At 68.2% G+C, this 23,197-nt stretch carries 22 protein-coding genes and 2 pseudogenes; 9 read left to right on the forward strand and 15 right to left on the reverse strand.

Annotation, left to right across the window (positions count from 1 at the left end):
- Positions 1 to 6: 6 nt before the first annotated feature.
- From AC1C2R_RS19745 to AC1C2R_RS19755, 3 genes and pseudogenes are all read right to left on the reverse strand, one after another.
- Positions 7 to 3,411 carry an FtsX-like permease family protein gene (locus AC1C2R_RS19745; protein WP_495381017.1) on the reverse strand — a complete coding sequence of 1,135 codons (3,405 nt, stop codon included), beginning with the start codon at positions 3,409 to 3,411 and terminating at the stop codon, positions 7 to 9.
- A gap of 278 nt (positions 3,412 to 3,689) precedes the next feature.
- A complete protein-coding gene (locus tag AC1C2R_RS19750; RefSeq protein WP_495353398.1) occupies positions 3,690 to 4,070 on the reverse strand; it encodes a hypothetical protein in 381 nt (126 codons plus the stop codon).
- Between the two features lie 170 nt (positions 4,071 to 4,240).
- Positions 4,241 to 4,360, reverse strand: a pseudogene (locus AC1C2R_RS19755) (DUF6357 family protein); the annotation flags it as partial.
- Positions 4,361 to 4,490: 130 nt separating this feature from the next.
- Between AC1C2R_RS19755 and AC1C2R_RS19760 the strand changes: the two are divergent.
- Positions 4,491 to 4,748, forward strand: coding sequence for a hypothetical protein (locus tag AC1C2R_RS19760; RefSeq protein ID WP_495381018.1), 258 nt, complete (start codon positions 4,491 to 4,493; stop codon positions 4,746 to 4,748).
- A 6-nt stretch (positions 4,749 to 4,754) separates the two neighbouring features.
- On the opposite strand, the gene AC1C2R_RS19765 is transcribed toward AC1C2R_RS19760, so the two are convergent.
- The gene (locus tag AC1C2R_RS19765; protein ID WP_495381019.1) at positions 4,755 to 5,399 is read right to left on the reverse strand and encodes a TetR/AcrR family transcriptional regulator; all 645 of its coding nucleotides are present in this window, start codon (positions 5,397 to 5,399) and stop codon (positions 4,755 to 4,757) included.
- 119 nt (positions 5,400 to 5,518) lie between these two features.
- Here AC1C2R_RS19765 and AC1C2R_RS19770 point away from each other — a divergent pair, with 119 nt between their 5' ends.
- Complete coding sequence (locus AC1C2R_RS19770) at positions 5,519 to 6,529, forward strand: glycoside hydrolase family 113 protein (RefSeq protein WP_495381020.1); 1,011 nt, start codon at positions 5,519 to 5,521, stop codon at positions 6,527 to 6,529.
- A 140-nt stretch (positions 6,530 to 6,669) separates the two neighbouring features.
- On the opposite strand, the pseudogene AC1C2R_RS19775 reads toward AC1C2R_RS19770, so the two are convergent.
- Positions 6,670 to 6,890, reverse strand: a pseudogene (locus tag AC1C2R_RS19775) (IS5/IS1182 family transposase); the annotation flags it as partial.
- Between the two features lie 340 nt (positions 6,891 to 7,230).
- Between AC1C2R_RS19775 and AC1C2R_RS19780 the strand changes: the two are divergent.
- Both AC1C2R_RS19780 and AC1C2R_RS19785 read left to right on the forward strand, forming a co-directional pair.
- On the forward strand, positions 7,231 to 7,521 hold the full coding sequence (locus AC1C2R_RS19780) for an ArsR/SmtB family transcription factor (RefSeq protein WP_495353396.1): 291 nt from the start codon (positions 7,231 to 7,233) through the stop codon (positions 7,519 to 7,521).
- Complete coding sequence (locus AC1C2R_RS19785) at positions 7,518 to 7,919, forward strand: VOC family protein (RefSeq protein WP_495353395.1); 402 nt, start codon at positions 7,518 to 7,520, stop codon at positions 7,917 to 7,919. The genes AC1C2R_RS19780 and AC1C2R_RS19785 overlap by 4 nt, the downstream gene beginning before the upstream one ends.
- A gap of 3 nt (positions 7,920 to 7,922) precedes the next feature.
- On the opposite strand, the gene ychF is transcribed toward AC1C2R_RS19785, so the two are convergent.
- Genes ychF through AC1C2R_RS19800 form a run of 3 tightly spaced genes read right to left on the reverse strand, consistent with a single transcriptional unit; the run spans position 7,923 to position 10,733 of the window.
- Entirely contained in the window at positions 7,923 to 8,996 is a 1,074-nt protein-coding gene (ychF, locus tag AC1C2R_RS19790; RefSeq protein ID WP_495353394.1) for a redox-regulated ATPase YchF, read from the reverse strand.
- A 6-nt stretch (positions 8,997 to 9,002) separates the two neighbouring features.
- A complete protein-coding gene (locus tag AC1C2R_RS19795) occupies positions 9,003 to 9,908 on the reverse strand; it encodes a DMT family transporter (protein ID WP_495381021.1) in 906 nt (301 codons plus the stop codon).
- Between the two features lie 27 nt (positions 9,909 to 9,935).
- Complete coding sequence (locus AC1C2R_RS19800; RefSeq protein WP_495381022.1) at positions 9,936 to 10,733, reverse strand: class I SAM-dependent methyltransferase; 798 nt, start codon at positions 10,731 to 10,733, stop codon at positions 9,936 to 9,938.
- Between the two features lie 138 nt (positions 10,734 to 10,871).
- Between AC1C2R_RS19800 and AC1C2R_RS19805 the strand changes: the two genes are divergently transcribed.
- Both AC1C2R_RS19805 and AC1C2R_RS19810 read left to right on the forward strand, forming a co-directional pair.
- Positions 10,872 to 11,489: a 3'-5' exonuclease gene (locus AC1C2R_RS19805; protein WP_495353391.1), complete on the forward strand. Its 618-nt coding sequence runs from the start codon at positions 10,872 to 10,874 to the stop codon at positions 11,487 to 11,489.
- A 146-nt stretch (positions 11,490 to 11,635) separates the two neighbouring features.
- Positions 11,636 to 13,036 (forward strand): DNA recombination protein RmuC, encoded by a 1,401-nt coding sequence (locus AC1C2R_RS19810; RefSeq protein ID WP_495381023.1) that lies wholly within the window; start codon positions 11,636 to 11,638, stop codon positions 13,034 to 13,036.
- Between the two features lie 90 nt (positions 13,037 to 13,126).
- On the opposite strand, the gene AC1C2R_RS19815 is transcribed toward AC1C2R_RS19810, so the two are convergent.
- Both AC1C2R_RS19815 and AC1C2R_RS19820 read right to left on the reverse strand, forming a co-directional pair.
- A complete protein-coding gene (locus AC1C2R_RS19815) occupies positions 13,127 to 13,759 on the reverse strand; it encodes a MurR/RpiR family transcriptional regulator (RefSeq protein WP_495381024.1) in 633 nt (210 codons plus the stop codon).
- Position 13,760: 1 nt separating this feature from the next.
- A complete protein-coding gene (locus tag AC1C2R_RS19820; RefSeq protein ID WP_495381025.1) occupies positions 13,761 to 14,804 on the reverse strand; it encodes a S66 peptidase family protein in 1,044 nt (347 codons plus the stop codon).
- 176 nt (positions 14,805 to 14,980) lie between these two features.
- On the opposite strand from AC1C2R_RS19820, the gene AC1C2R_RS19825 reads away from it, so the two are divergent.
- Entirely contained in the window at positions 14,981 to 15,853 is an 873-nt protein-coding gene (locus AC1C2R_RS19825) for a serine hydrolase (protein WP_495381026.1), read from the forward strand.
- A gap of 6 nt (positions 15,854 to 15,859) precedes the next feature.
- On the opposite strand, the gene AC1C2R_RS19830 is transcribed toward AC1C2R_RS19825, so the two are convergent.
- From AC1C2R_RS19830 to AC1C2R_RS19845, 4 genes are all read right to left on the reverse strand, one after another.
- On the reverse strand, positions 15,860 to 16,255 hold the full coding sequence (locus AC1C2R_RS19830) for a VOC family protein (protein WP_495353386.1): 396 nt from the start codon (positions 16,253 to 16,255) through the stop codon (positions 15,860 to 15,862).
- Between the two features lie 76 nt (positions 16,256 to 16,331).
- Positions 16,332 to 17,717 carry an MFS transporter gene (locus tag AC1C2R_RS19835; RefSeq protein WP_495381027.1) on the reverse strand — a complete coding sequence of 462 codons (1,386 nt, stop codon included), beginning with the start codon at positions 17,715 to 17,717 and terminating at the stop codon, positions 16,332 to 16,334.
- Between the two features lie 77 nt (positions 17,718 to 17,794).
- Positions 17,795 to 18,796 carry a class II fructose-bisphosphatase gene (glpX, locus tag AC1C2R_RS19840; RefSeq protein ID WP_495353384.1) on the reverse strand — a complete coding sequence of 334 codons (1,002 nt, stop codon included), beginning with the start codon at positions 18,794 to 18,796 and terminating at the stop codon, positions 17,795 to 17,797.
- Between the two features lie 148 nt (positions 18,797 to 18,944).
- Positions 18,945 to 19,925, reverse strand: coding sequence for a fructose-bisphosphatase class II (locus tag AC1C2R_RS19845; RefSeq protein WP_495381028.1), 981 nt, complete (start codon positions 19,923 to 19,925; stop codon positions 18,945 to 18,947).
- 121 nt (positions 19,926 to 20,046) lie between these two features.
- Between AC1C2R_RS19845 and fbaA the strand changes: the two genes are divergently transcribed.
- Positions 20,047 to 21,078 (forward strand): class II fructose-bisphosphate aldolase, encoded by a 1,032-nt coding sequence (gene fbaA / locus AC1C2R_RS19850; RefSeq protein WP_495353382.1) that lies wholly within the window; start codon positions 20,047 to 20,049, stop codon positions 21,076 to 21,078.
- Between the two features lie 7 nt (positions 21,079 to 21,085).
- Positions 21,086 to 21,745: a DUF6264 family protein gene (locus AC1C2R_RS19855; RefSeq protein ID WP_495353381.1), complete on the forward strand. Its 660-nt coding sequence runs from the start codon at positions 21,086 to 21,088 to the stop codon at positions 21,743 to 21,745.
- 381 nt (positions 21,746 to 22,126) lie between these two features.
- Here AC1C2R_RS19855 and AC1C2R_RS19860 read toward each other — a convergent pair whose 3' ends face one another.
- Positions 22,127 to 23,167 (reverse strand): 4-hydroxy-3-methylbut-2-enyl diphosphate reductase, encoded by a 1,041-nt coding sequence (locus AC1C2R_RS19860; RefSeq protein ID WP_495354401.1) that lies wholly within the window; start codon positions 23,165 to 23,167, stop codon positions 22,127 to 22,129.
- Between the last annotated feature and the right edge of the window lie 30 nt (positions 23,168 to 23,197).

A 23,197-nucleotide genomic window follows, 5' to 3' on the forward strand; every position in this document is an offset into this window, starting at 1 on the left:
GCTCGTTCATTCGGCGGCCCCCCGCAGCGCGCGCGACGGCTCTTCGGACCGCTGCCGGAGGCCGACGGCGCTCACCACGACCGCGATCACCGCCACGAGACCCAGTGCGAGCGCAACGACCTGCAGCCACGGGATCGAGACCACGACCGATGGCACGGCGGGAACACCGCTCGGCGACACGGCCACGACCGGTGCCGTCATCATCGACAGGAGCAGTCCGATGGCAACTCCGAAGACGATGCCGAGTGCGCCGACCACGAGTGCCTCCGCGGCGATCACTCCCGTCAGGGCGGCGCGGGTGAGGCCGATGGCGCGCAACTGCGCGAACTCCAGCCGGCGCGCTCGCACGGTCGCGGCCGTGTGCGCCGCGAATCCGATCGCGGCCAGTACGGCCGATCCGCCGATCACCAGGAACAGGGCAGCCTGAGCAGCGATGCGCAGCGGTCCGCTCTGCAACGCGCGGGCGACGCCGTCGACGCTGAGGGTGGGCTGGTGGCCGGCGGGCGACGGATGCCCGGCCGCATAGGCCTCGCCCGTGCCATCCGGCACGTCGACCCACCACTCGTCGACCGATGCACCATGCTGGCCTGCCTGAACGAGCGCCCGGGAGAGGGCCTGCTGGTGCACCACGACGACAGCGCCGTCCGGCTCGTCGGTCCCGGTGCGCAGGCTGCTGCCGGATGCACCGGGTACGAGGGCAGCCGAACCGCTCAGCACGATCGGCACCCGCGCCCCCGCGATGCCGAGCGACAGCGGCAGAGCGTCGCTGAGGCCGAGCTGCTCCACGAGTTCCGACGACACCACGGCCGCCATGCCCGTGGTCGGGAGCCAGCCCAGCAGCACATAGCTCGCCGGATTCACGGCGAGGTCGCCGGGCAGCTGCACGTTCAGTCGCAGTTGTGAGCCGGCCGGGGCATCGCCGGTGATGGGTGCAGAGCCGTACGCCACATTCGTGGACGCTTTCCAGGCCGTCGCGGGCGCCATCTCGAGAGGACTCGCGGTGAGCTCGGCCGGCTCGGCCGCCGGTGCTCCGGTCAGCGCTGCGACGTCGCCGAGCAAGACGTCGACGGATCCTCCCGGCTGGCCGGCGTACCCCTCGGGATCGCTCACGAAGACATCGACCTGCAGGCCGACCAGCCGCATCGGCTCATGGGATGCGGGTGCGGGTGCGGATGCGGTCGCGGGTTCCTTCGCGGATACCGCGGGCAGCGCAGCCCTCAGTTCGACCGGCCGACCGTCGAGGGCTGCTGACCCGAGGTCGAGGGTGTCGAGCAGGCCGGCGGCATCCTCGAGCACGGCGTAGATGCGCGCCGTCGCGCCCAGCAGGGGCGCATCCGCATCGCCGACGCTCACCGTCGCGGCCACGCCGCGGGCATCGACGCCGAGATCGACCCCCTCTGCAGTATCGATCGATTGCTCGGCGGCCAGCCCCTTCGCCACGTCGTCGCCGCCCTCCGCGCCGAGCCGACCGCGCTCGATCAGCGGCATGGCGGTGACCGGCAATCCGAGCACCGTCGCGGATGCCACTCCGCTCGAGTCGTCCACGGTGAGGTCGGCGGCGGCCCTCGCCAGCCTGGCCGATCGCCGGATGACCGGCTGCGGTTCGCCGATGGCGCCGCCCGCGAGCTCGGACCGCTGCGAAGCGGCGTCGACACTGTCGGCTGAGACCACAACGGGCGCGCCGAGGGCGAGCGCGGCCTGGTCCACCTGCGCCTGCCGCCAGGTGGAGAGGAAGACCACGCCGAAGCTGCTGACACCGAGGGCGAGGGTCAGCAGCAGCACGGCCGCCGTGGCACTGCGAGTGCGCCTGGCGACCTCCCACGTCGCCAGTGGAAACACCACCCGGCGCGAACTGGACGCGATCCGATCGAGCGGCCTGGCCGCGAGAGGAATGAGGTGGGCCGCCACGAGCGCACCGGCCACGAGCACGAGCGCCGGCGCTGCCACGAGAACCGGATCGATGGCGAATGCCGCCTGCGCATCGACCGGGCTGCGGTAGGCCAGCAGGCGCGCGAAGGCGACCCCGGCGACTACGACGACGGCCAGGTCGATGCCGGCGCGCAGCAGGCCTCCGGCACGGCCCCGACTGGAGCGGTCATCCTCGCGGTCGGCGCGCAGCACGGGCGCGGCGAGCACCACCACGAAGGCCGCGGCGACGAGCGCCGAGACCGCCCACACGGATGCCGGAACCAGGACTGCGCGTGGCATCCCCGCTGCCGTCATCGCCGGCAGGGTCGCGATGGCGGCATAGACGAGCCCCGCAAGCACCGGCGCCAGCGCGAAAGTCGCGACGGCCAGAACCACGCCCTCGAACACCGACATCGTCAGCAGCTGCCCGGTCGATCCGCCACGGGCACGGAAGAGCCCGCGCTGCACGGTTCGACTGTCGGAGAGCAGGGCGGCGGTCTGCGCGAGGGCGACGAGAGCGACCACGAGCAGCAGCAGCGCGACCACGGCGACGGTGGATCGTGTGACGACGAGGTTCGCCGATGCCCGCGACACCGTCTCGGCGAGGTCGCTCGATGACGAGACGCTGTCGGCGATGTTCCCGACACCAACGGTGATCGCCTGCGACAGCTCACCCAACTGCTCGTTGAGAACGGGCAGCTGCTCGACGGTCAGGGTGCTGAAGTCGGGATGGAAGTCGATGTCGATGCGCTGGACCGGCACCTCCGCGGCATCCAGTGCACCCGCAGCGGCCACGAGCGGCCCGAAGCCGTGCATGGGAACGTAGACGCTGACTCGCGGCTTCGGGAACCCGGGCACATCGCCCTGCCCGGCAAACGGGTCACTCGCCCAGAACGCACTCGTGGGGTCGTCCGCCCGGTACACCCCCACGACGCGCACCGATACCGGCGCGCCTCCCGCGCCGGCCTCGACGCTCAGTCGATCGCCGACAGCGAGCCCGAGTGCCTGGGCCGCCGCGTCGGGTATGGCGACGGCCACTTCCGACGTCGACACTGCTCCGGATGCCGCATCCGGTGCTGCATCCGGGAAGGAGCCGCTCACGAGATCCGCGTGGTCGGCGAAGTTGTCGTACTGCGCCAAGTAGGTCAGCGCCGGGGTATCCGCATCACGATCGGGCACACGCGCGAAGTCGGTGAGCGCAGCGGCCTCCGTCGTCACGTCGAGCCCGCCGAGAACGTCGTCCTGCACGGCGCGCGTCGCGGCGTCGGTCACGACCTCGACAGCCACCGCGGGACGAGAGATGTGCACCGAGATGTCCACGCTGGCATCCGATGCCCCCGCGAACGTGGCGCGCAGGCCGGCGGGCTCGCTCACCACGACCAGGAGCACCAACGCAGCGATCGCGGTGGTCGCCGCGACGGCGAGTGCGAACGCCACCAGCAGCAGGCGAGCATCCGCCCGCATTCGTCGCAGCGCCGTGCGCAGCATCCAGACTGCGCTCACCGGGCGCTCACCGGTGCGTTGCCCGCGGCGCTCACCACGCGGTTCCGCGCCGGTCTCGGCAGTCCACGCATCCCCCGTCTCCCCCGGCGAACGTCAACGGGCGCCCGGCAATACTAGTAGGCCCGGTCGCCGATCATGTCGAGCCCCTTCCCCTGTACCCAGCCGCAACGCGATGTCGGCAGTTAGGTCCAACAATCCACCGGGGTAGCATCTTGGCCAATCCCCGCACGAGAATCGGGTTAATTCACTCGCCACCTCCGCGGTTTCACGAACGCTCCTCAGCTGTCGAACTTCGGGCGCAACTCCTCGACAAGCTCCGTGTAGTTCCGTAGGGTCACCTTCCAGCGCGTCACGTCAGCCTCTTCGAAGGTCACGTTGTATCGCCCCGACGTACGGTCGAACTGAACGAGGAGCTTCACCGGCAGTTTCTCATCCTGCTGGTAGTAGCCGTCCGTATACGCCTTCACCGCAGGCGCGACGGCCCACGGGTCTGAAACCACAGCCGAGATGACGTTTCCGGGAGAGTACGCGTATCCATGCGCCTCGTTGAACTCTGATTCGGGGAACTCGAGGATCATCGCGAACGAGTCCCAGCCGCTGTCGCCCTTCATGTTCTCGACCAGCGCTCGAATGAGTTCGACTGTGACGTCGCTTGGCATAGGACTCCTTGTTGTCGGATCGAAGAGCGTTCCTGTATTCGCGGGCTCGCGCTCGGCCGTCTGGCCGGACACATGATCACTCATCGGCCAATCAGCGTGCATGATCTCCCCACCCGTCAGGGTCGTGATCGCTTACGAGACTCGACAATACTGCGCCCGACGTACAGGTATCACTGAGAGGACGGGACGTGCTGATCGGGGTCGTCGCGTCGCCGACGCGCCGCCTCGAGCTCAGTATGGTCAGACATCCAGGGCGCAAACCCATCCAGGGCGTCGAATCCGCCAGTGGCGCGGGATCGCGCGCTCGAGCGTCTCGAGGTCGGCGAGGATCAGCTCGGTGTTGAAGGACGCCCGAGACCCCGTTCCTGTGCCGTCAATGTCAACGGGCGATACCACTCTCCCGATGGGGTACGAGCCCTGATGAGTGAACTGACCGGGCGCGAGGTCCCCGAGCCCTTCCAGCTCTTCCCGCCATTCAGCGCTGACTTCGGCAAGAACATCCGCTTCGGTGAGGATGTGTTTGTCAACAGCGGTTGCCGGTTCCAGGACCAGGGCGGAATCGATATCGGCGATGGCGCCCTCATCGGCCACAACGCCGTCATTACGACGTTGAACCACGACATGTCGCCCAGTCGACGTGCTGACATGCACCAGTTGCCTGCAAGAGGAAAGGCTTAGGGCCCGTCAGCGGTTGTTCTGGCGTGTTGCTGCGGCTTCAAGTGCCGGTGCCAGCGGCATCAGTGCGGCACGCATCTGATCCGGCAGCGATCCGGACGGCACCACGAAACCGCTACTCGATGGCGACGCGGCAGCCGACTTCAGCCAGCCCTGTAGGGCAATTTTGGCGGCAGCACCCACACTGGCGGCAAATACCTGCGCGGTCAGGGGGTCCATGCCACCCGTGCGCTCGATGAGCGCTTCGGCCAGAGCGCCCTCATCCATCGCCACGGCGTCGACATAAGCAGCTTGGAGCGTAGGGCTGGTGGTGATCATCAGCAACGCATCCCGCGCGTGATCGCCCCGGTCAGCATACTGATCGATGATGGCCTCGATGATCGCATCGGAGAGGCCGATCGCGGCTGGACGAGCGACGAGGGCCGCCGCGATACGCAACTCACGCTCCGCGGTGACGGCAGAGACGATCGCCTGCTCGCGACTTGAGAAGTAGTTGTTATAGGTCCTAGGCGACACACCGACCGCGTCCGCGATGTCGTCGACGCGGACATTCTCCGGGCCTCGCTCCAAGGCAAGGCGCAGAGCAGCGGCCTGCAACGCTGCTCTTGTGGCCCGCTTCTTCTGCTCGCGCAGACTCGTGTGTGGAGTTGTCACGCTCTGAGCATGGCAGCATTCGTGCGTGCACGCAAAATTGCGTGCACGCATTTTTCTCAGTAATCTCGCCGCTACCCCACTCGGCAAGAAAGGATCAATACACGATGCGAGGCAAAGGCATGACCTACGACACCGGCTTCGTCCGCAACGGCAGCAACTCTCTGGAGCACTTCGACCCATCGCGGGTCAAAGGGGAACTCGCCATCATTCGGAACGATCTGCACTGCAATGCCGTCCACATCGTTGGCAGCGATCCGGAGCGCTTGGAGATCGCGGCACGCTACGCTGCCGAACTCGGACTTGAAGTCTGGTTCTCCCCATACCCGCTGGAACAGACGACCGACGAAATCCTCACCCTGTTCGCAGACTGCGCAGCACGGGCAGAACGACTTCGTGCGGAGGGCAGCGAGATCGTGTTCGTCGCTGGAGCCGAGATGAGCATCATGAACCGAGGATTTATTGACGGTAATGACGTCAACGAACGGCTTGCTTGGCTGCTCGCAAACCCAGAAGGCCGAGGCGAACGACTTGCCGAAGTGAGCAAGCGTCTCAATGCCTTCCTCAGTGAGGCCGTTGCGGATATCCGCAAGCGATTCCATGGAAAAATCACCTACGCAGCCATCCAGTTTGAAGCCGTCGACTGGGACCTGTTCGACTTTGTGACAGTCGAACTCATTCGATCCGCGGCGGTGGCCGACATCTTCCGGTCTGGGGTGCGCACGCTCGTTGCGCAGCCGAAACCCGTTGCCGTCACCGGCTTCGGCACGGCAACATGGCGCGGTGCCGGCGACATGGCACCCCGCAGTATGGAGATCCTCGAAAACGACAAGGAGACTGGCGCGCCGCTCCGACTCAATGGGGAGTACGAGCGCGACGAGACCGGACAGGCGGCTTATCTGAGTGAACTGCTGGAGATATTTGTTAGCGAAGGCGTCGACAGCGCCTTCGTATTCCTCTTCGCGCTCGACAACATGCCTCACCGGCCAGACGGCGATCCCCGCTATGACCTGGATCTCGCCAGCCTCAGCATCGTCAAAGTCCTCGAAGGCGGAGGCGGCAGCACCTACCCCGACATGCCATGGGAGCCGAAAGAAGCATTCGCCGCGGTTGCCGAGTTCTACTCCAGCTGACCTGAGTCACAGCCGGTATCGCGGCCGCCCGACAGAACGGGACCGGTTCGTCCGGCCTCTCTCGGGCCCGGCGGTGATCGCCGACAAGCTCCAGCTGGCTACAGAGGCGCGCGCGAAGGGCCGCACCGAAGAGGACGCGGCCCGCCCCGAGAACAACCGATGCCGTGACCGGCCGGCTCTACCAGTCCGAGCGGCAGATTCTTGTGATTCGATCCCGCCCCGTGTGTCCTGCTCCGGGCGGGTCGTGTTCGTGGCGTGCTGGTGCGCACGCGCGATCGTGGCATCCACCGACCGTCCAGTCGATCCTGCCAGCCGCGTCAGCCTCGGCGAGCACCAGCGCAAGCACCCGGTCCCAGGTTCCACGCGGTGACCCAGCCAGAACCTACCGAGACATCCGTCTCTGACGAGGACCACAAGCAGGAGGCCGCTTCCACGTCGCACAATGGAAGCACGCGCTCAGCGCAGGCCAGCGCCCAACGTGCGGCGGCCCGTCGGTCTGACCGATGAGAGTCTGAATCGATGACACGAACAGATCGTGTCAAACCAGAGCGGATGTGAGCTCCGTACTTTCACGACGTTGAACCGGAACGCGACTACACGTTGAAGCGAAACTCCACCACGTTCCGCTACGGAGCAACCTCTCCAGGTCGGATTCTGTCGGGTAGTTGACATGCAAGCGGGCACTTGCATAAAGTGACGATGTGGATCACACCCCAGAGCTCTACCGGGCGCTCGCCGATACGACGCGTCGCCTGATCCTGGATGAGCTCGTCGAACGCGACGGGCAGACGCTCTTCGAGATCTGCGGACGGCTCACGATGAAGCACGGTTTGACATCGTCTCGCCAGGCCGTTTCCCAGCACCTCGATGTCCTCGAATCCGCGGGCCTCATCCATACCCGCCGCGAGGGCCGATACAAGTTCCACGATCTCCACACCGAACCGCTCGCGGCGATCGCTGAGCGGTGGCAGCGAAAGGCATCCGCATCATGATCAGCATCAAGATCACCAGTATCTACGTCGATGACCAGGGGAAGGCGCTCGATTTCTACACCGAGAAGCTCGGTTTCATCAAGCAGCTTGACGTGCCGACCGGCGAGTACCGCTGGCTCACGGTGAGCAGCCCCGCCGATCCCGACGGGGTGCAGGTGCTGCTCGAACCCGATCAGCACCCCGCCGCAAAGGTGTACAAGGCCGCCCTGGTCGAGGACGGCATCCCGTTCACGCAGCTGGCCGTCGACGACATCGACAGGGAAGTCGCGCGCATGAAGGACCTCGGCGTCACATTCACGCAAGACGTGACGGACTACGGAAACGTGGCCGTCGCTGTCTTCGACGACACGTGCGGCAACCTCATCCAGCTCGCGATGATGAAGGATCCCAACGCCTGATCGTCACACGTTGAAGCGAAACTCCACCACGTCGCCATCGTGCATGACGTAGTCCTTGCCCTCCATGCGGGCTTTGCCTTTCGCACGGGCCTCGGCGACCGACCCGGTCTCGACGAGGTCATCGAACGAGATCACCTCGGCCTTGATGAAGCCGCGCTCGAAGTCGGTGTGGATGACGCCGGCTGCCTGCGGCGCCTTCGCGCCTTTCGGGATCGTCCAGGCGCGCGATTCCTTCGGGCCGGCCGTGAGGTAGGTCTGCAGCCCGAGGGTGTCGAAGCCGATGCGGGCGAGCTGGTCGAGGCCCGACTCCTCCTGCCCGGTCGAGGCCAGCAGCTCTGCGGCGTCGGCGGGGTCGAGATCGATGAGCTCCGACTCGATCTTCGCGTCGAGGAAGACCGCCTCGGCGGGAGCAACGAGCGCTGCGAGTTCGGCCTTCTTCGAGGCATCCGTCAGTACCGCCTCGTCGACGTTGAAGACGTAGATGAAGGGCTTCGCGGTGAGCAGGCCGAGTTCCCTGATGGGCGCCAGGTCGACGGATGCCGCGGAGAGCGGCGTGCCCTTCTGCAGCACCTCCTGCGCTTCCTTCGCCGCCTCGAGCACCGACGGGTCGATCTTCTTGCCCTTGAGCTCCTTCTCGTAACGCGGGATGGCGCGTTCGAGCGTCTCGAGGTCGGCGAGGATCAGCTCGGTGTTGATCGTCTCCAGGTCTGACTTGGGGTCGACGGCCCCCTCGACGTGCACGACGTCGTCGTCGGTGAAGCCGCGCACGACCTGCGCGATCGCGTCGGCCTCGCGGATGTTGGCGAGGAACTTGTTGCCGAGGCCCTCACCCTCCGAAGCGCCGCGCACGATGCCGGCGATGTCGACGAACGACACGGCGGCGGGCAGGATGCGCTCCGAGTTGAATATTCCGGCGAGCGTCTCGAGCCGCGGGTCGGGCAGGTTCACCACGCCGATGTTCGGTTCGATCGTCGCGAAGGGGTAGTTCGCCGCGAGCACCTGGTTCTTGGTGAGCGCGTTGAACAGGGTGGACTTGCCGACGTTGGGCAGGCCGACGATGCCGAGAGTGAGAGCCACGGGGGTCTATCGTACCGGCAGGCTGCCCGAGGCATCCGCTCGGCTGCGTCGGCCGACTCTGAGCGTCAGGTATACGCCGAGGATCACGAGTGCTCCGCCCACCATCGTGATGGGCTCGAGCGACTGGCCGAGCAGCACCGCGATGAGCACCGTGAAGACCGGCAGCAGGTTCAGGAAGATGCCGGCGCGGGCCGGGCCGACCGCACCGGCGCCGAGGTTCCAGAACGCATACCCGAGCATCGAGGGGAAGATCACGATGTACGCGAGCCCCAGGGCGCCGCCCGTCGAGGCGGGGAGCGTGACACCGACGACGGCGATGAGCGGCAGCATCGTCACGACGGCCATCACTGCCTGCACGGCGGTCGCCGTGATCGGCGGCGTCGTGAGCCGCCGGGAGAGGATCGAGTACGCGCACCACGAGATGACCGCCGCCACGATGAGGAGGTCGCCGAGCTGGAAGCCCTGCCGCACGACGGCGATCACGTCGCCGCCGGTGAGCACGAGCAAGACGCCCGCGAACGCGACGACGAGACCCGCGATCTGTGGGCCGCGCAGTCGCTCGTGCAGGAAGATCGCCGCGGCGAGCGCGATCGTCGCGGGGTTGATCGCCGAGATGACCGAGGCGTTCACCGCCCCGGTGAGTCCGAGCCCGCTGTAGAGGAAGAGGGTGTACCCCGTGAGGCCGAGCACCGAGAGCAGCAGATGCCACGGCCACTCGCGGGCGGCACCACGCCAGTCGGGGCGCTCGATCGCCCACGCGAGCACGAGCAGCGGGATCGCGGCGAACGCCCAGCGCCAGAAGGTGAGCGAGATCGGGGAGATCTCGGCGGTGACCATCTCTGCAGAGATGTAGTTGCCTGCCCAGAAGAGATTGGCGAGCGCGAGTGCCAGGTACGCCCGTCTGCGATTCATCCCCTCAGGATATGGGCGCGATCCGGCTCACTTCGCGAGCACGGTGCGGAAGCACCGGGTCACGTACGGCACCACGAGCTCCTCGGCGCCCGCGATGTCGGGATGCGTCGTGAGCAGCGTCTCGAGAGCGCTGATGGTCGCCTGCTGCTCGACGGATGACGCGGTGATGAAGTAGCTGCGCGAACGAACGAGGTCGAGGAACCCCTCACGCGACATCCGTGCGCCCCATTCGACGGTGTGTTCGGCGATCTCGCCGAACGGTGGCCCGACCTTCACGTAGCTCTCGAACGTCGCGCTCGCATCGTGCCGCTCGTGCATGATCTCACCCGCCTCGCGCAGCCAGTCGACGCTCGTGTCGCGGCTGTTCCAGACGAGGCCGAGCACGCCGCCCGGCTTCAGCACTCGGGCTATCTCGGGGATCGCGCGATCGGGCTGGAACCAGTGCCAGGCCTGGCCTGCGACGACCGCGTCGACGGCGTCGTCTTCGATCGGGATGTCTTCGGCCGTACCGAGGATGCGCGGAACCCCCGGCACCGCGACCTCGAGTTCCTCGAGCATCTCCTCGACGGGGTCGACGGCGATCACCTCGCGGTCGAGCGCGACGAGCGCTTCGGTGAGCTTGCCGGTGCCTGCGCCGAGGTCGAGCACTCGCGTCGCGTCGCCGATGAGCCAGGCGACGGCTTCCACCGGGTAGCCGGGACGGGCCTGATGATAGACGGATGCCGCTGAGCCGAACGAGCGCGCACTCGCGAGCGTCTCGGGGTCGGCCGGGTCGGCCACGAGACCGTACTCGCGCGTCGCGTCGGCGTCTTCGTGCATTCTCATGCTCCGCTCCCTCAGCCTGTCGAAGGGAGCATCCTGCTCCACCACGGCCATTCCACGCCCTGCCCGGGGCATCCGTCAACCTCGGCGTTCGCGGCGGGGGCGTCGGGCGGTGTCGGCCTGACGTGCGACGATGCATGTGTGCCAGTGGACTTCACCGCGATCGACTTCGAAACCGCCAACTCCTCTGGCGCATCCGCCTGTTCAGTGGGGCTCGTGAAGGTGCGGGCCGGCGTCGTCGTCGATCGCGAGCACTGGTACATCCGGCCGCCGTTCCCGCACAACGAGTTCTCGGAGTGGAACATCCGCATCCACGGCATCACGCCTGAGATGGTGGCGGGCGCGCCCGACTGGTCGGTGCACCTGCCCGCGCTGCGCCAGTTCGCGGGCGACGACATGCTCGTCGCGCACAACGCGGGCTTCGACATGGGCGTCATCGCCAAGACCTCGACCGCGCTCGGCCTCGACGTACCCGACTTCCGCTACCTCTGCAGCCTGCAGGTCGCCCGGCGCACATACCACCTCGACTCGTATCGCCTGCCCGTCGCCGCGATGGCCGCCGGCTTCGAGGGCTTCTCGCACCACGATGCCCTCGCCGACGCCGAGGCGTGCGCGGCGATCATCGTGCACGCGGCGGCGCGCCATGAGGTCGACGACCTCGACCGGCTCGCGCACATCACCCGCGTGAAGGTCGGCGCCATCGGGCCGGTCGCCACGCGCGACGACCGTGCCGCGCACGGTCCCATGGCCCTGCAGTAGGCCGGCCCGCCGATCGAGGAGCGGGCGCCGGCGAGCGTATCGAGACCCACCCGTCGGTCGAGGAGCGACCGACGAAGGAGACCGCGTATCGAGACCCTCCGTCCGCGTCGCCCGCCGTTGTCGGTTGCCCCTGCGACACTGTCGACATGGACATCCTCGCGCTCGTCATCGGCCTCCTCGTCGGCGGCGCCATCGGCGCGCTCGTGGTCGCGCTGCTCCTGCAGCGGCGCACCACCGCCTCCCCCACCGAAGACCCCGCGCTGATCGAGGCGCGCCACCAGGCGCAACTCGCCGAGGTCCGTGCTGCCGAGGCTGCGGCCCTCGCCGAGCTGCGAGCCCACGAGCAAGAGGTGCGCGCGAGCCTGCAGGCCGAGCTTGCCTCGACGCTCTCCACTGTCGATGCCCTCGAAAAGCAGATCGACGAACACCGCGCCCGATACCGCGACCTCGTCGAACAGCAGCGCACCGACCAGACCGAGCGAACAGAGCGGGAGAAGCGCGAGAGCGCAGTGCTCCAGGCGCTCAGCCCCGTTCGCGAGACACTGCAGACGATGCAGACCAAGGTCACCGAGCTCGAGCGCCAGCGCAGTGAGCAGTACGGCTCGCTCGCCGAGCAGCTCAAGCAGGCCCAGGTCTCCGGCGCCGAACTGCGTGCCACGACCGAGTCGCTCGCGTCTGCACTGCGCTCGAACAGCACGCGCGGCGTGTGGGGTGAGACCCAGCTGCGACGCGTCGTCGAGGCTGCAGGCCTCACGCAGTACGTCGACTTCTACACCCAGCAGAGCATCGTGACCGATGCCGGCTCCGGCCGGCCTGACATGGTGGTGCGTCTGCCCGGCGGCAAGTCCATCCCGCTCGATGCCAAGGTGCCGCTCGAGCACTACCTCGAAGCGAGCCAGATTCCCGTCACCGCCACCGGAGACGAAGGCGCCCGTCGCAAAGAACTCGTGAACCGCCATGTGAAAGCCGTGCGCGGTCACATCGACGCGCTCGCGAAGAAGACGTACTGGGAGGGGCTCGACGCCAGCCCCGAGTTCGTCATCGCGTTCATCCCGAGCGAGTCGCTGCTGTCGTCGGCACTCGAGGCCGATCCGGCGCTGCTCGACTATGCGTTCGGCAAGCGCGTCGCGCTCGCGTCGCCTGTGAACCTCTGGGCCGTGCTGAAGACGGTGGCGTTCACGTGGCAGCAGCAAGCCGTCTCCAACGAGGCGAAGAAGCTCTTCGACCTGGGCAACACCCTCTACCAGCGCATCGGCACCCTCGCAGGGCACGCCGACGGGCTGCGCAAGGCCATCGAACGCACGGTCGACAGCTACAACAAGTTCGCGAACTCGCTCGAGACTCGCGTGCTGGTCACCGCCCGGCAGTTCCCGGGCATCGACGAGACGAAGATCGAGCTGCTCACGACCCCTGCCGCGGTGCACGAGCAGCCGCGGCGGCTGACCGCGCCCGAGGTCACGGGCGGCGACACCGCCGATGTCTTCGACGAACGCGACGCCGAGGGCGAGCCGCTCCTCGAACTCGACCCCGACATCCGTTCGATCTGACGGCCTGGCCGGGTGCCGGCCGTCGGGTGAGCGCGCTCACTCGTCGTGCAGCGCTCACTCAGCGTCGAGATCTCGGTCCGAGTGCAGAGCTCAGTCGTAGTACAGGTCGAGACTCTCGCTCAGCCGATCCCGTTCCCGCAGGCGCCGACCCGCGCCTTTCGCGCTAGCAGTCGTCAGGGTGACGAGCAAGTGGATGACGAGCGCAACCGTCGTCGGCGAGTTCGCGAACGACGCGCTCTCGGTGTTGACGATCAGCTGCTCCTTCGCCACGGACACCAGCGGCGCGTCCGGTGAATCGGTGATGACGATGACCGTGCCGCCCGCCTCGGCGAAGCGACGCGCGATGTCGACGGTGTACCTGCGGTACCGCGCGAGCGAGATCGCCACGAGCACGTCGGTCGGGCGCACGTCGCTCAGCACGTCCAGCGGCCGCACGATGGTGCCGTCGATGAGCGTGACGTTCGCGAGGCCGGCGCTCAAGTCGATCGCGAGCAGGGAAGCGTACGTGAACGACTTGGCCGCGCCGAGGATGAACCGTCGACGGGATGCGACGATCAACGCCGCGACGCGCTCGAAAGAACCGTCGTCGCGCGCCCATTCCAGCGCGGCGAGGTAGTGCTCGCGTTCCTGGTCGACGATGCGGCGCTTGAGGAGGATCGCGGAGCGGCGCTGCAGGCGCGCGTCGAACCGCTCATGAGGACTTCCGAGACTTTCTGGCGACATGTCACCCCTTCCGATGCCATCGTGCCCGGTCGGCGGGGCGCCGACAACCGCGACACCCCGAGAGACGCCCCGGATTGGGGGCTGTGCGCCGAATCACCCGATCGCGAGGTGCGGTGAGGCGCCCGCATGAAGCGTGCCACGCACCCCGAGCGGGATGCTCGATGCGTGCGGCCCGTGGCCGAAGCCGAGTTTCCCAGACCAGTGGGATGCCGAGCGGAACGAGCAACTCCTCGACGAGGGCGCGCACCTCGGCGAGCTCGCCGCACGTCAGCCAACTCCCCAGGGCGATGCCGGTCAGCCCATCGAACCACCCCGCCCGCAGCAACGAGCAGAACAGCCCGTCGAGACGATAGACGTCCTCGCCGACGTCTTCGAGCAACGCGATGCACCCGCCGTTGTCGGGCGCCGGGCGCCCTCGTGCCCCGAGCGTCATGGCGAGCAGACTGAGGTTGCCGCCGACCAGTCGGCCGCTCGCCTCGCCCGAGACGAGCGTCTCGGTGGCGGGCCCGCTGAAACGCCGCCCTTCGGCCGGCTCGAAGACCGCACGTCTGAGACTCGAGACGGCCTCGAGGTCGTCGAGCAGGGCGTCGGTCGCCGGCATCGGGGTGAACCACGTGGCGAGTCCCAGCCGCTCGCACCAGTACTCGTGGATGCCGGTGATGTCGGAGCTGCCGTAGAGCGGCTTCGGCCTCGCGGTCGCAAGTGCCTCGGGGTCGAGGAGATCGAGTATTCGGACCGAACCGTACCCGCCCCGCGCACAGAACACGGCGTCGATCGTCGCGTCGCACCAGGCCTCCTGCAGGTCGGCGGCGCGCTCGTGGTCGGTGCCGGCGAGATAGCCCGCCCTCGGGTGCGCCGCCGTCGTGCTCGGATACACGACCGGATCGAGGCCCCACGTCGTGAGCAGCTCGATCGAGCGCACGAGCAGCTCCGCCGGCGGCGGTCCGCTCGGTGCGACGAGGGCGACGCGGGCTCCGGGAGCAAGCGGTCCGAGTTCAGGGGCGGTCATCGCGGGCATCTCGTCCTTCGGTTGGGTGACAAGCATACGTTCCGCATTCTTCAGCAACGGCGGCCGGATGGCCTGATCGAATCGCGCAATCGATGAGCACTGGTACGGAATCGAGCCGACTGACTGCCCGAGTGCTGCTCGATGATACGGTGCGTAACAGGCGCATTCACGACCTCCCCACTCTCCGGCGCCACCGACCCGAAGGAGCCGGCATGGCCGATCACTGGACGCTGCAGGGCCTCGATGACATCGTCTCAGCCGACCCCGAGAGCGTCGGTACTGTCGAATGGTCCGCCGCCGTCGCAGATGCTCGCACTGGTGTCGTGCTCTGGTCCCACGACGCTGAGCGGGTGCTGAAGACCGCGAGTGTGGGCAAGGTGTTCCTCCTCATCGAAGCGGCACGACAAGCGGAGGCCGGCGAGCTCGATCTCGACGAGCTTGTGCAGCGCACACCGGAAGACCTGGTCGCCGACTCCGGCCTCTGGCACATCCTCGACGCCAGTGAACTGAGCATCCGCGATGCCTGCGCCCTGATCGGGGCGGTCAGCGACAATCTCGCCACGAACGTCCTCGTGCGCCGGCTCGGCATCGACCGCATCGGGCAGACCGGTCAGGCGCTCGGGTTCACCGACTCGGCGCTGCTCGACCGAGTACGTGAAAACCGCGGCCCGGAGCATCCGCCCACTCTGTCGCGCGGCAACGCGGTCGAACTCGTCCGGCTGATGGCCGACCTCTCGCGCGGCCGGATCATCTCACCGGCGGTCTCGGCCCGCGTGCTCGACTGGCTCGCGCTCAACACCGACCAGTCGATGGTCGCCGCGCCGTTCGGTGTCGATCCGCTCGCGCACGCCGAACCCGACAACGACTTCGTGCTGCGCAACAAGACCGGCACGATCAGCACCGCTCGCATCGACATCGGCGTCTGCGACATCGACGGCGGCGGCGGGCTTGCATGGGCCGTGCTCGCGAACTGGGATGGCACGGTCGACCGACGGGATGCCGTGCTCTCTCGCATGAACGCGATCGGCACCGTGCTGCGTGCCGCGCTGCAAGAATCGGCCGCGATCACCGCGAACGCCGGGTGATGCGCGTCAGCCGACGAGCACGCTGAGCACGTTGCCGGCCGGGTCCGTGAACCAGGCGATGTCGGGCCCCTGCCCCGACTCCGATCCGCGCGCGATTCCGCGTTCGTCGGTGCCGAAGTCGTCGGGAGCGGTGTAGATCTTCGTCACGACACCCGCGGCATTGAGCTCAGCGACGGCCCCGTCGATGTCGTCGACGACGAGGTTCAGGATCGTGAAACTCGCAGGCGTGTGGTTCGGCTTCGGATAGACGAACACGCCTTGACCCGACGGCAGGGTGACGCGCAGCGCGCCGGCCCCAGGCTCGTCATCGATGGGAAGCCCCAACTTCGTGCCGTAGAAGTCGCGTGCCGCCTCGATGTCATCGACGCTGAACCCCGGGAATGCATCTCGAATCGTGACCATCGTGGTCCCCTCTCGCAACCGTGTGCGCCCAGACTCGCACGATGCCATGTCGGCGTCGACCCCCTGCTGCGGTCCGCTAACGAAGCTCGGGGTCGGCCGGAGGCTCGAAGCCCGCAACGGCTTCCGCCCCAGGCACGCTCTCGACCTCGACCTCGACATCGCCCTCGTCCTCGGCCTCGGGCTCGGCGTCCAGCATCGCGTCGAGCGGATGCGCGAGCTCGTCTTTGCCGAGGCGGGCGAACGCGAGCGTCGCGAGCGCAAGCAGCGGCGAGACGAGCCCGGCGATGAGGAACGCCGGTGCGAGGCCGATCAGCTCGCCGACCGGGCCGGCGACGGCCATCGAGATCGGCATGAGCGCCAGCGACACGAAGAAGTCGAGACTCGACACCCGACCGAGCATCGAGGGCGGCACCCGCCGCTGCAGCAGGGTGCCCCACACCACGCTCGCCGAAGAGAACAACAGTCCGCAGATGAAGAGCGCCGCGACCATCACCCAGAGCAGCGAGGTGAAACCGATGATCGCGAGCGGGAGACATCCGAAACCCCACGCCAGGATCATCAGGGTGAGGTAGCGGCGTGGCAGCCGCATCGAGGCGACGGCGAGCGAGCCGATGGCGCCGCCGACGCCGAACGCGGCGAGCGCGAGCGCGAAGGCCCCTGCGCCGCCGCCGGTCTGGTCTTTCACCGCGAACGGCAGGAGCACCTCGATCGGCCCCATGATGAGGAAGACGAGCACGATGGAGAACAGCAACGTCGCGAAGAGCCAGCGCGTGCGCAACAGGTAGGCGAAGCCGTCGCGCAGGTCGATGAGCGTCTGGCGCACCGGATGCACCGGCGGCCCGTCGAGCTCGCGGCGCACGGGTGTCGTGTGCATTATGGCGAGCACGGCCGCTGCGACGACCTGCAGACCGGCGACGACCGCGAATGCGAGCCACGGCCCCTGCATCGCGATGAGCGCGCTCGCGACCGCCGGCCCGGCGGCGTTCATCACCGACGGACGCAGCACTCCCTCGATGCCGTTGGCGGCGAGCAGCTGCGACTCGGGAATGATCGCCGGAAGCCACGCCGAGTAGGCGGGGTAGAAGAAGCCGTCGGCCACACCGAGCGCGAACGAGATGACCGCGATGTGCCACACCTCGATTTGCCCGCTGATCGCGAGGAACGCGGCGACCGAGAACCCGACGCCTCGCACGATCTCGACGGTCAACAGGATGCGTCGCTGGGGTATTCGGTCGGCCGCGACGCCGCCGAAGAGCACCGCGAGCACGAGCCCGAGGCTCGAGCCGACCGCGACGAACGAGAGGTCGATCGGCGTGCCGCCGAGGTCGATCACCTGCCACACTGCGGAGACGATCCAGGCACCGGCGCTCAGCAGCGACGCGGCGAGCGCCGCGGTCAGCAGGCGGTACTGGCTCGACCCGAACGGGCGGAGCGCCCGAGGCAGTCGTTCGACAGTGGTCACCGATCCATCATGTTCGGCGGCACCGACATCCGCACTCTGCCGAAAGCGAACGACGGGTCGGCAAACGCGGCTGAGCCTCAGAGCACGTCGTCGACGAGCCACTTCGCAGCGAGGTGATCGGCCCGCACGCGCCGAATCGTGCCCGACTTGCCGCGCAGCACGATCGACTCGGTGCGGATGATCGGCCCTTTTCGCGAGACGCCGTCGAGGAGCTCGCCGTCGGTGACCCCCGTCGCGACGAAGAAGGTGTTGTCGCCCTTGACGAGGTCGTCGAGCTCGTAGACCTGGTCGCAATCGAGGCCGGCCGCCTCGCCGCGCGCTCGCTCGGCATCGTCGCCCGGCGCGAGCCGGCCCTGCATGAATCCGCCGAGCGCCTTGATCGCGCAGGCCGTGGTGATGCCCTCGGGGCTGCCGCCGATGCCGACGCACATGTCGATGCGCGACTCGTAGCGCGCGGCGTTGATGCCGCCCGCGACGTCGCCGTCGCTGATGAGGCGGGTGCCGGCTCCCGCCGCACGGATGTCGGCGATGAGCTGCTCGTGACGCGGACGGTTCAGCACCGTCACCCGCAGCTCACTGACCTCCTTGCCCTTGGCCGCGGCGAGCGCCCGCAAGTTCTCGCCGATCGGTTTGCGGATGTCGACGACGCCGATGCCCGCGGCATCCGTCACGATCTTGTCCATATAGAAGACGGATGACGCGTCGAGCATCGAACCCCGGTCGGAGACCGCGATCACCGAGAGCGCGTTCTGGCGCCCGGCGGCGGTCAGCGAGGTGCCGTCGATGGGGTCGACGGCGATGTCGCAAGCGGGGCCGCGGCCGTTGCCGACCCGTTCGCCGTTGAAGAGCATCGGCGCTTCGTCCTTCTCGCCCTCGCCGATCACGACGACGCCGTCGAAGTCGACCGTTCCGAGGAATGCGCGCATCGCGTCGACTGCCGCACCGTCGGCGCCGAGCTTGTCGCCCCGGCCGATCCACGGGTACGAACGGATCGCCGCCGCCTCGGTGGCGCGCACGAGTTCGAGGGCGATGTTGCGGTCGGGGTGCAAGAACAGGCTTGCCGTATCGGTGCTCACCATCGAGGGTCCTCCCGGACGCTAGTGCGATCGGCCGTCGAGGCCGGCATGGATGGACGATCGTCCGTCTTCAGCCTAGGCAGCCACGGCGGGGAAGACCGCTCGGATCACGCCGAAGGCGATGAAAGAATGTGCATTCTTAACACGTCGTTCAGGGAAGCCGCGACTCGACGAGGGTCGGGCCGACACCCGGGCCGGCGTGCCAGGTGGCGACCTGCGCGCTGCCATCGGGTGCGAACCGCACGCCCGGCACGGCCGCCCGACCGGGTGTACACTCGGTCACCGCGCTAAGGAACACCCACGCCGGCGCACCGCACAGCGCGTCGAGCGCCCACACCAGATCGAGGTCGAACCCGGCCGTCACGAGCCGGTCGTGCTCGGCGGCGGATTGCGGGGCGAGCCTCGCCCACATCGAACCGCCGAGCGCACGCACGGCGGCGGCGGCGGTCAACACACCCTCGGGAGCGCCGCCGACACCCGAGACGAGATCGAGCCCCGTGCCCCGTTGCGCGGCGCGCAGGCTCCGCTCGACGTCGCCGTGCACGAAGAGATCGACGGATGCCCCTGCGGCCCGAGCCTCGGCGGCGAACTGCTCGTTCCTCGGCCGCTCCTGCACGGCGACGCGCACGTGGCTCGCAGGTACGCCCCGCGCCGTCGCGATGCGAGCGACGAGCTCGCCGACCGATGCGCCGGCCGGGGCATCCGGAAGCCACGTGACGTGCTTCTCGAGGTAGTGGGCGGCGCCGAGTGCCGCGAGCGAGCCGCGCGGGGCGACGGCGAGTACGGCCATCGCACCGGGTTCGCCGGCCGCCGCGAGCCGGGTGCCGTCGACGGGGTCGACGGCGAGGTCGATGGCGGGCGCGGGTGGGCGCGTCCCGTCGGCAGCCAGGCCGAACCGCTCCCCCACGTACAGCATCGGCGCCTCGTCCTTCTCGCCTTCGCCGACCACGACCACCCCGTCGACGTCGAGCTCGGCGAGAGCTGCTCGCAGCGCTCGCACCGCGAGCGCGTCGACACCGTGCCCGTCGCCGGAACCGACGAGCGGTGCTGCGGCGAGCGCGGCGAGCGCCGTCGCGCGGCGGAACCCGTCGACGAGTCCGAGGTCGGCGAGGCGGAGCTGATCGGTGGGCATCCGTCCATCCTGCCGTGCACGCATGATGCGCCGTCGCATCGGCCGCGGCATCCGACACCTGAGTACCCCTCGGCAAGTCGGTAGACTCGACCCCAACCCCACCGTCGTCCGAAGGAGCACCATGCCCATCGCAACACCTGAGCAGTACGCCGAGATGCTGGACACCGCGAAGGCCAAGGGCTTCGCGTTCCCGGCCTTCAACGTCTCCTCCTCGCAGACGCTCAACGCGGTGCTGCAGGGCCTCACCGAGGCGGGTTCCGATGGCATCATCCAGGTCACGACAGGCGGCGCCGACTACTTCGCCGGCCACACCGTGAAGGCGCGCGCCACCGGCGCGCTCGCGTTCGCGCGCTTCGCCCACGAGGTCGCGAAGAACTACCCGATCACCGTGGCGCTGCACACCGACCACTGCCCGAAGCCCGCCCTCGCCGACTTCGTGTTCCCGCTGATCGAGGCCTCCGAGGCCGAGGTCAAGGCCGGCCGCAACCCGATCTTCCAGTCGCACATGTGGGACGGCTCGGCAGTGCCACTCGCCGAGAACCTCGAGATCGCGAAAGAGATCCTCCCCCGCATGAAGGCGATCAACGCGATCCTCGAGGTCGAGATCGGCGTCGTCGGCGGCGAAGAAGACGGCGTTCAGCACGAGGGCTCGAACGAAGCGCTCTACACGACGCTCGACGACGCGATCGCGACCGTCGAGGCGCTCGGTTTCGGCGAGCAGGGCCGCTACATGGCCGCCCTCACCTTCGGCAACGTGCACGGCGTCTACGCACCCGGCAACGTCAAGCTGCGTCCCTCGCTCCTCAAAGAGATTCAAGACGGCCTCGCAGCGAAGTACGGCACCAGTGCGAAGCCCCTCGACCTCGTCTTCCACGGCGGCTCGGGCTCGACCGACGCCGAGATCGCCGAGGCCGTCGCCAACGGCGTCGTGAAGATGAACATCGACACCGACACGCAGTACGCGTTCACGCGTTCGATCGCCGGTTACATGTTCGACAACTACGACGGTGTGCTGAAGGTCGACGGCGGTGTCGGCAACAAGAAGCAGTACGACCCGCGCGCATGGGGCAAGGTCGCCGAGACCGCCATGGCCGCACGCGTCGGCGAGTCGACGCGTCAGCTCGGCTCGGCCAGCCAGTCGATCAGCGCGTAAGGCCCGGATGTCGCAGCACGAGATCGCTCGAACGCCCGACGAGTCGGGTGACACCGCAGTGACGCACGGCGACGGCGCGGCGAGCACGCACGCCGCTCCGTCACGTCGCGACGAGCGGCCTCGACCGCAGTACGGCGAGTACGCCCCCGAGGGCTGGACGTGGACTCCGCCGGTCGACCCCGTCGCGACTCCGGATGCCCCGGTCGAACCCGCGGCCGCCGCGCAGGCCGCTCCGGCGACCGCGGCGAGCGGCACTGGGAGCGCCGCTGCCCCTGGCACGCGCCCGATCGATCGCATGTGGACCATCGCACTGCTCGTGCTGGGTGTGTTCGGCGCGCTCTACAACAGCCTCGTGCTCTTCCAGCTGCCGACCACCGCCCTCGAGTCGGCGAAGCTGTCGGCGTCGATGCTCGGCGTCGACGCACCGACTGAATTCACGCCCGGCCCCGTCGTGCCTGCGGCCATCATCGTGGGCATCGCCCTGCAGCTCGCGCTCTGGATCGGGGCGTTGCTCTGGTCGCGTGCGCGCCTGCGCGCGGGCCGGGCGACGTGGTGGGTGCCGCTGCTCGCGGGCGTGGCGGCGTTCATCGTGGTGCTCGTGGTCGGCATGATCGTGTTCGCGAGCGACCCCGCCTTCCTGCAGTCGCTGAGCCCCGCCCAGACGTAGCTCGCGTCGACGGAACAGCCGCGTCGAACCGTCGAAGTCCGCCCCGACAGCGTTGAACGGGCGGACTTCGACGTTCGTTCGCGAGTCAGCTCGCGGCGCACTCGGGTACGACCTGTACGCGACCGGTCTCCGGTCCCGGGGCATCCTCGGGGTCGACGAGCTCGGAAGCGTCGACCGGTGCCGCGAACTGCGCCTCGTAGAGCCGCGTGTACGCGCCGCCGACGACGAGCGAACAGGTCGATCAGGTTCTGCGCCGTCGCCGGGAGTCGGGCGGCGAGGCATCCGCCATCTGGAATCGCAGCACACCGTCGCCAGAGCACGGCGGCCGTGAAAGCGAGACCCGATCACCCGTTCGCAGCGGATGATTCGATGCGACGGCGATCAGCGCTGGGCGCGACCCCGCCCGCCGATCGCCCGCGCATCGGGCTTGCCCGCGAGGTCTTTGCGCAGCTCTTTCGGGAGCGAGAACATGAGGTCTTCTTCGGCCGTCTTGACCTCGGCGACGTCGCCGTAGCCTGCATCGGAGAGCGCCTCGAGCAGTTCGTGCACGAGTTCTTCGGGCACGGATGCCCCGCTCGTCACGCCGACCGTCTCGACGCCGTCGAGCCACTCCTGCTGCACCTCACTCGCGTAGTCGACTCGGTAGGCCGCCTTCGCACCGTACTCGAGGGCGACCTCGACGAGGCGCACACTGTTGGAGCTGTTGGCCGAACCGACGACGATGACGAGATCGGCGTCTTGCGCGACCTTCTTGATCGCGACCTGCCGGTTCTGGGTGGCGTAACAGATGTCGTCGGAGGGAGGGTTCTGCAGATTCGGGAACCGCTCGCGGAGGCGCCGCACGGTCTCCATGGTCTCGTCGACCGAGAGCGTGGTCTGCGAGAGCCAGACGACCTTGTCGGGGTCTTGCACCTCGATGTTGTCGACGTCGTCGGGGCTGTTGACGATCGTGACATGGTCTGGCGCCTCGCCTGCCGTTCCCTCGACCTCTTCATGACCTTCGTGGCCGATGAGCAGGATCTCGAAGTCGTCGCGTGCGAAGCGCACGGCCTCGCGGTGCACCTTGGTGACGAGCGGGCAGGTCGCATCGATCGCGTGCAGGCCTCGGTCGGCTGCGGCGTTCACGACGGCGGGAGACACACCGTGCGCGCTGAAGACGATGTGCGCGCCCGCCGGCACTTCGTCGACCTCTTCGACGAAGATCGCACCCTGCGCCTCGAGCTCGGTGACCACGTGGATGTTGTGCACGATCTGCTTGCGCACGTAGACCGGTGCGCCATAGTGCTCGAGCGCCTTCTCGACGGCGATCACGGCACGGTCGACGCCGGCGCAGTAGCCTCGTGGCGCCGCGAGCAGCACGCGCTTGTGTCCGGGGACCGGGTTATCCTTGAGCCGGCCGCGCACGCCCGGAACTCTGGGCATGCCGAGGCCGATTCGCGGGGCACCAGTCAA

This window comes from Agromyces sp. Y182 (genome assembly GCF_059445385.1).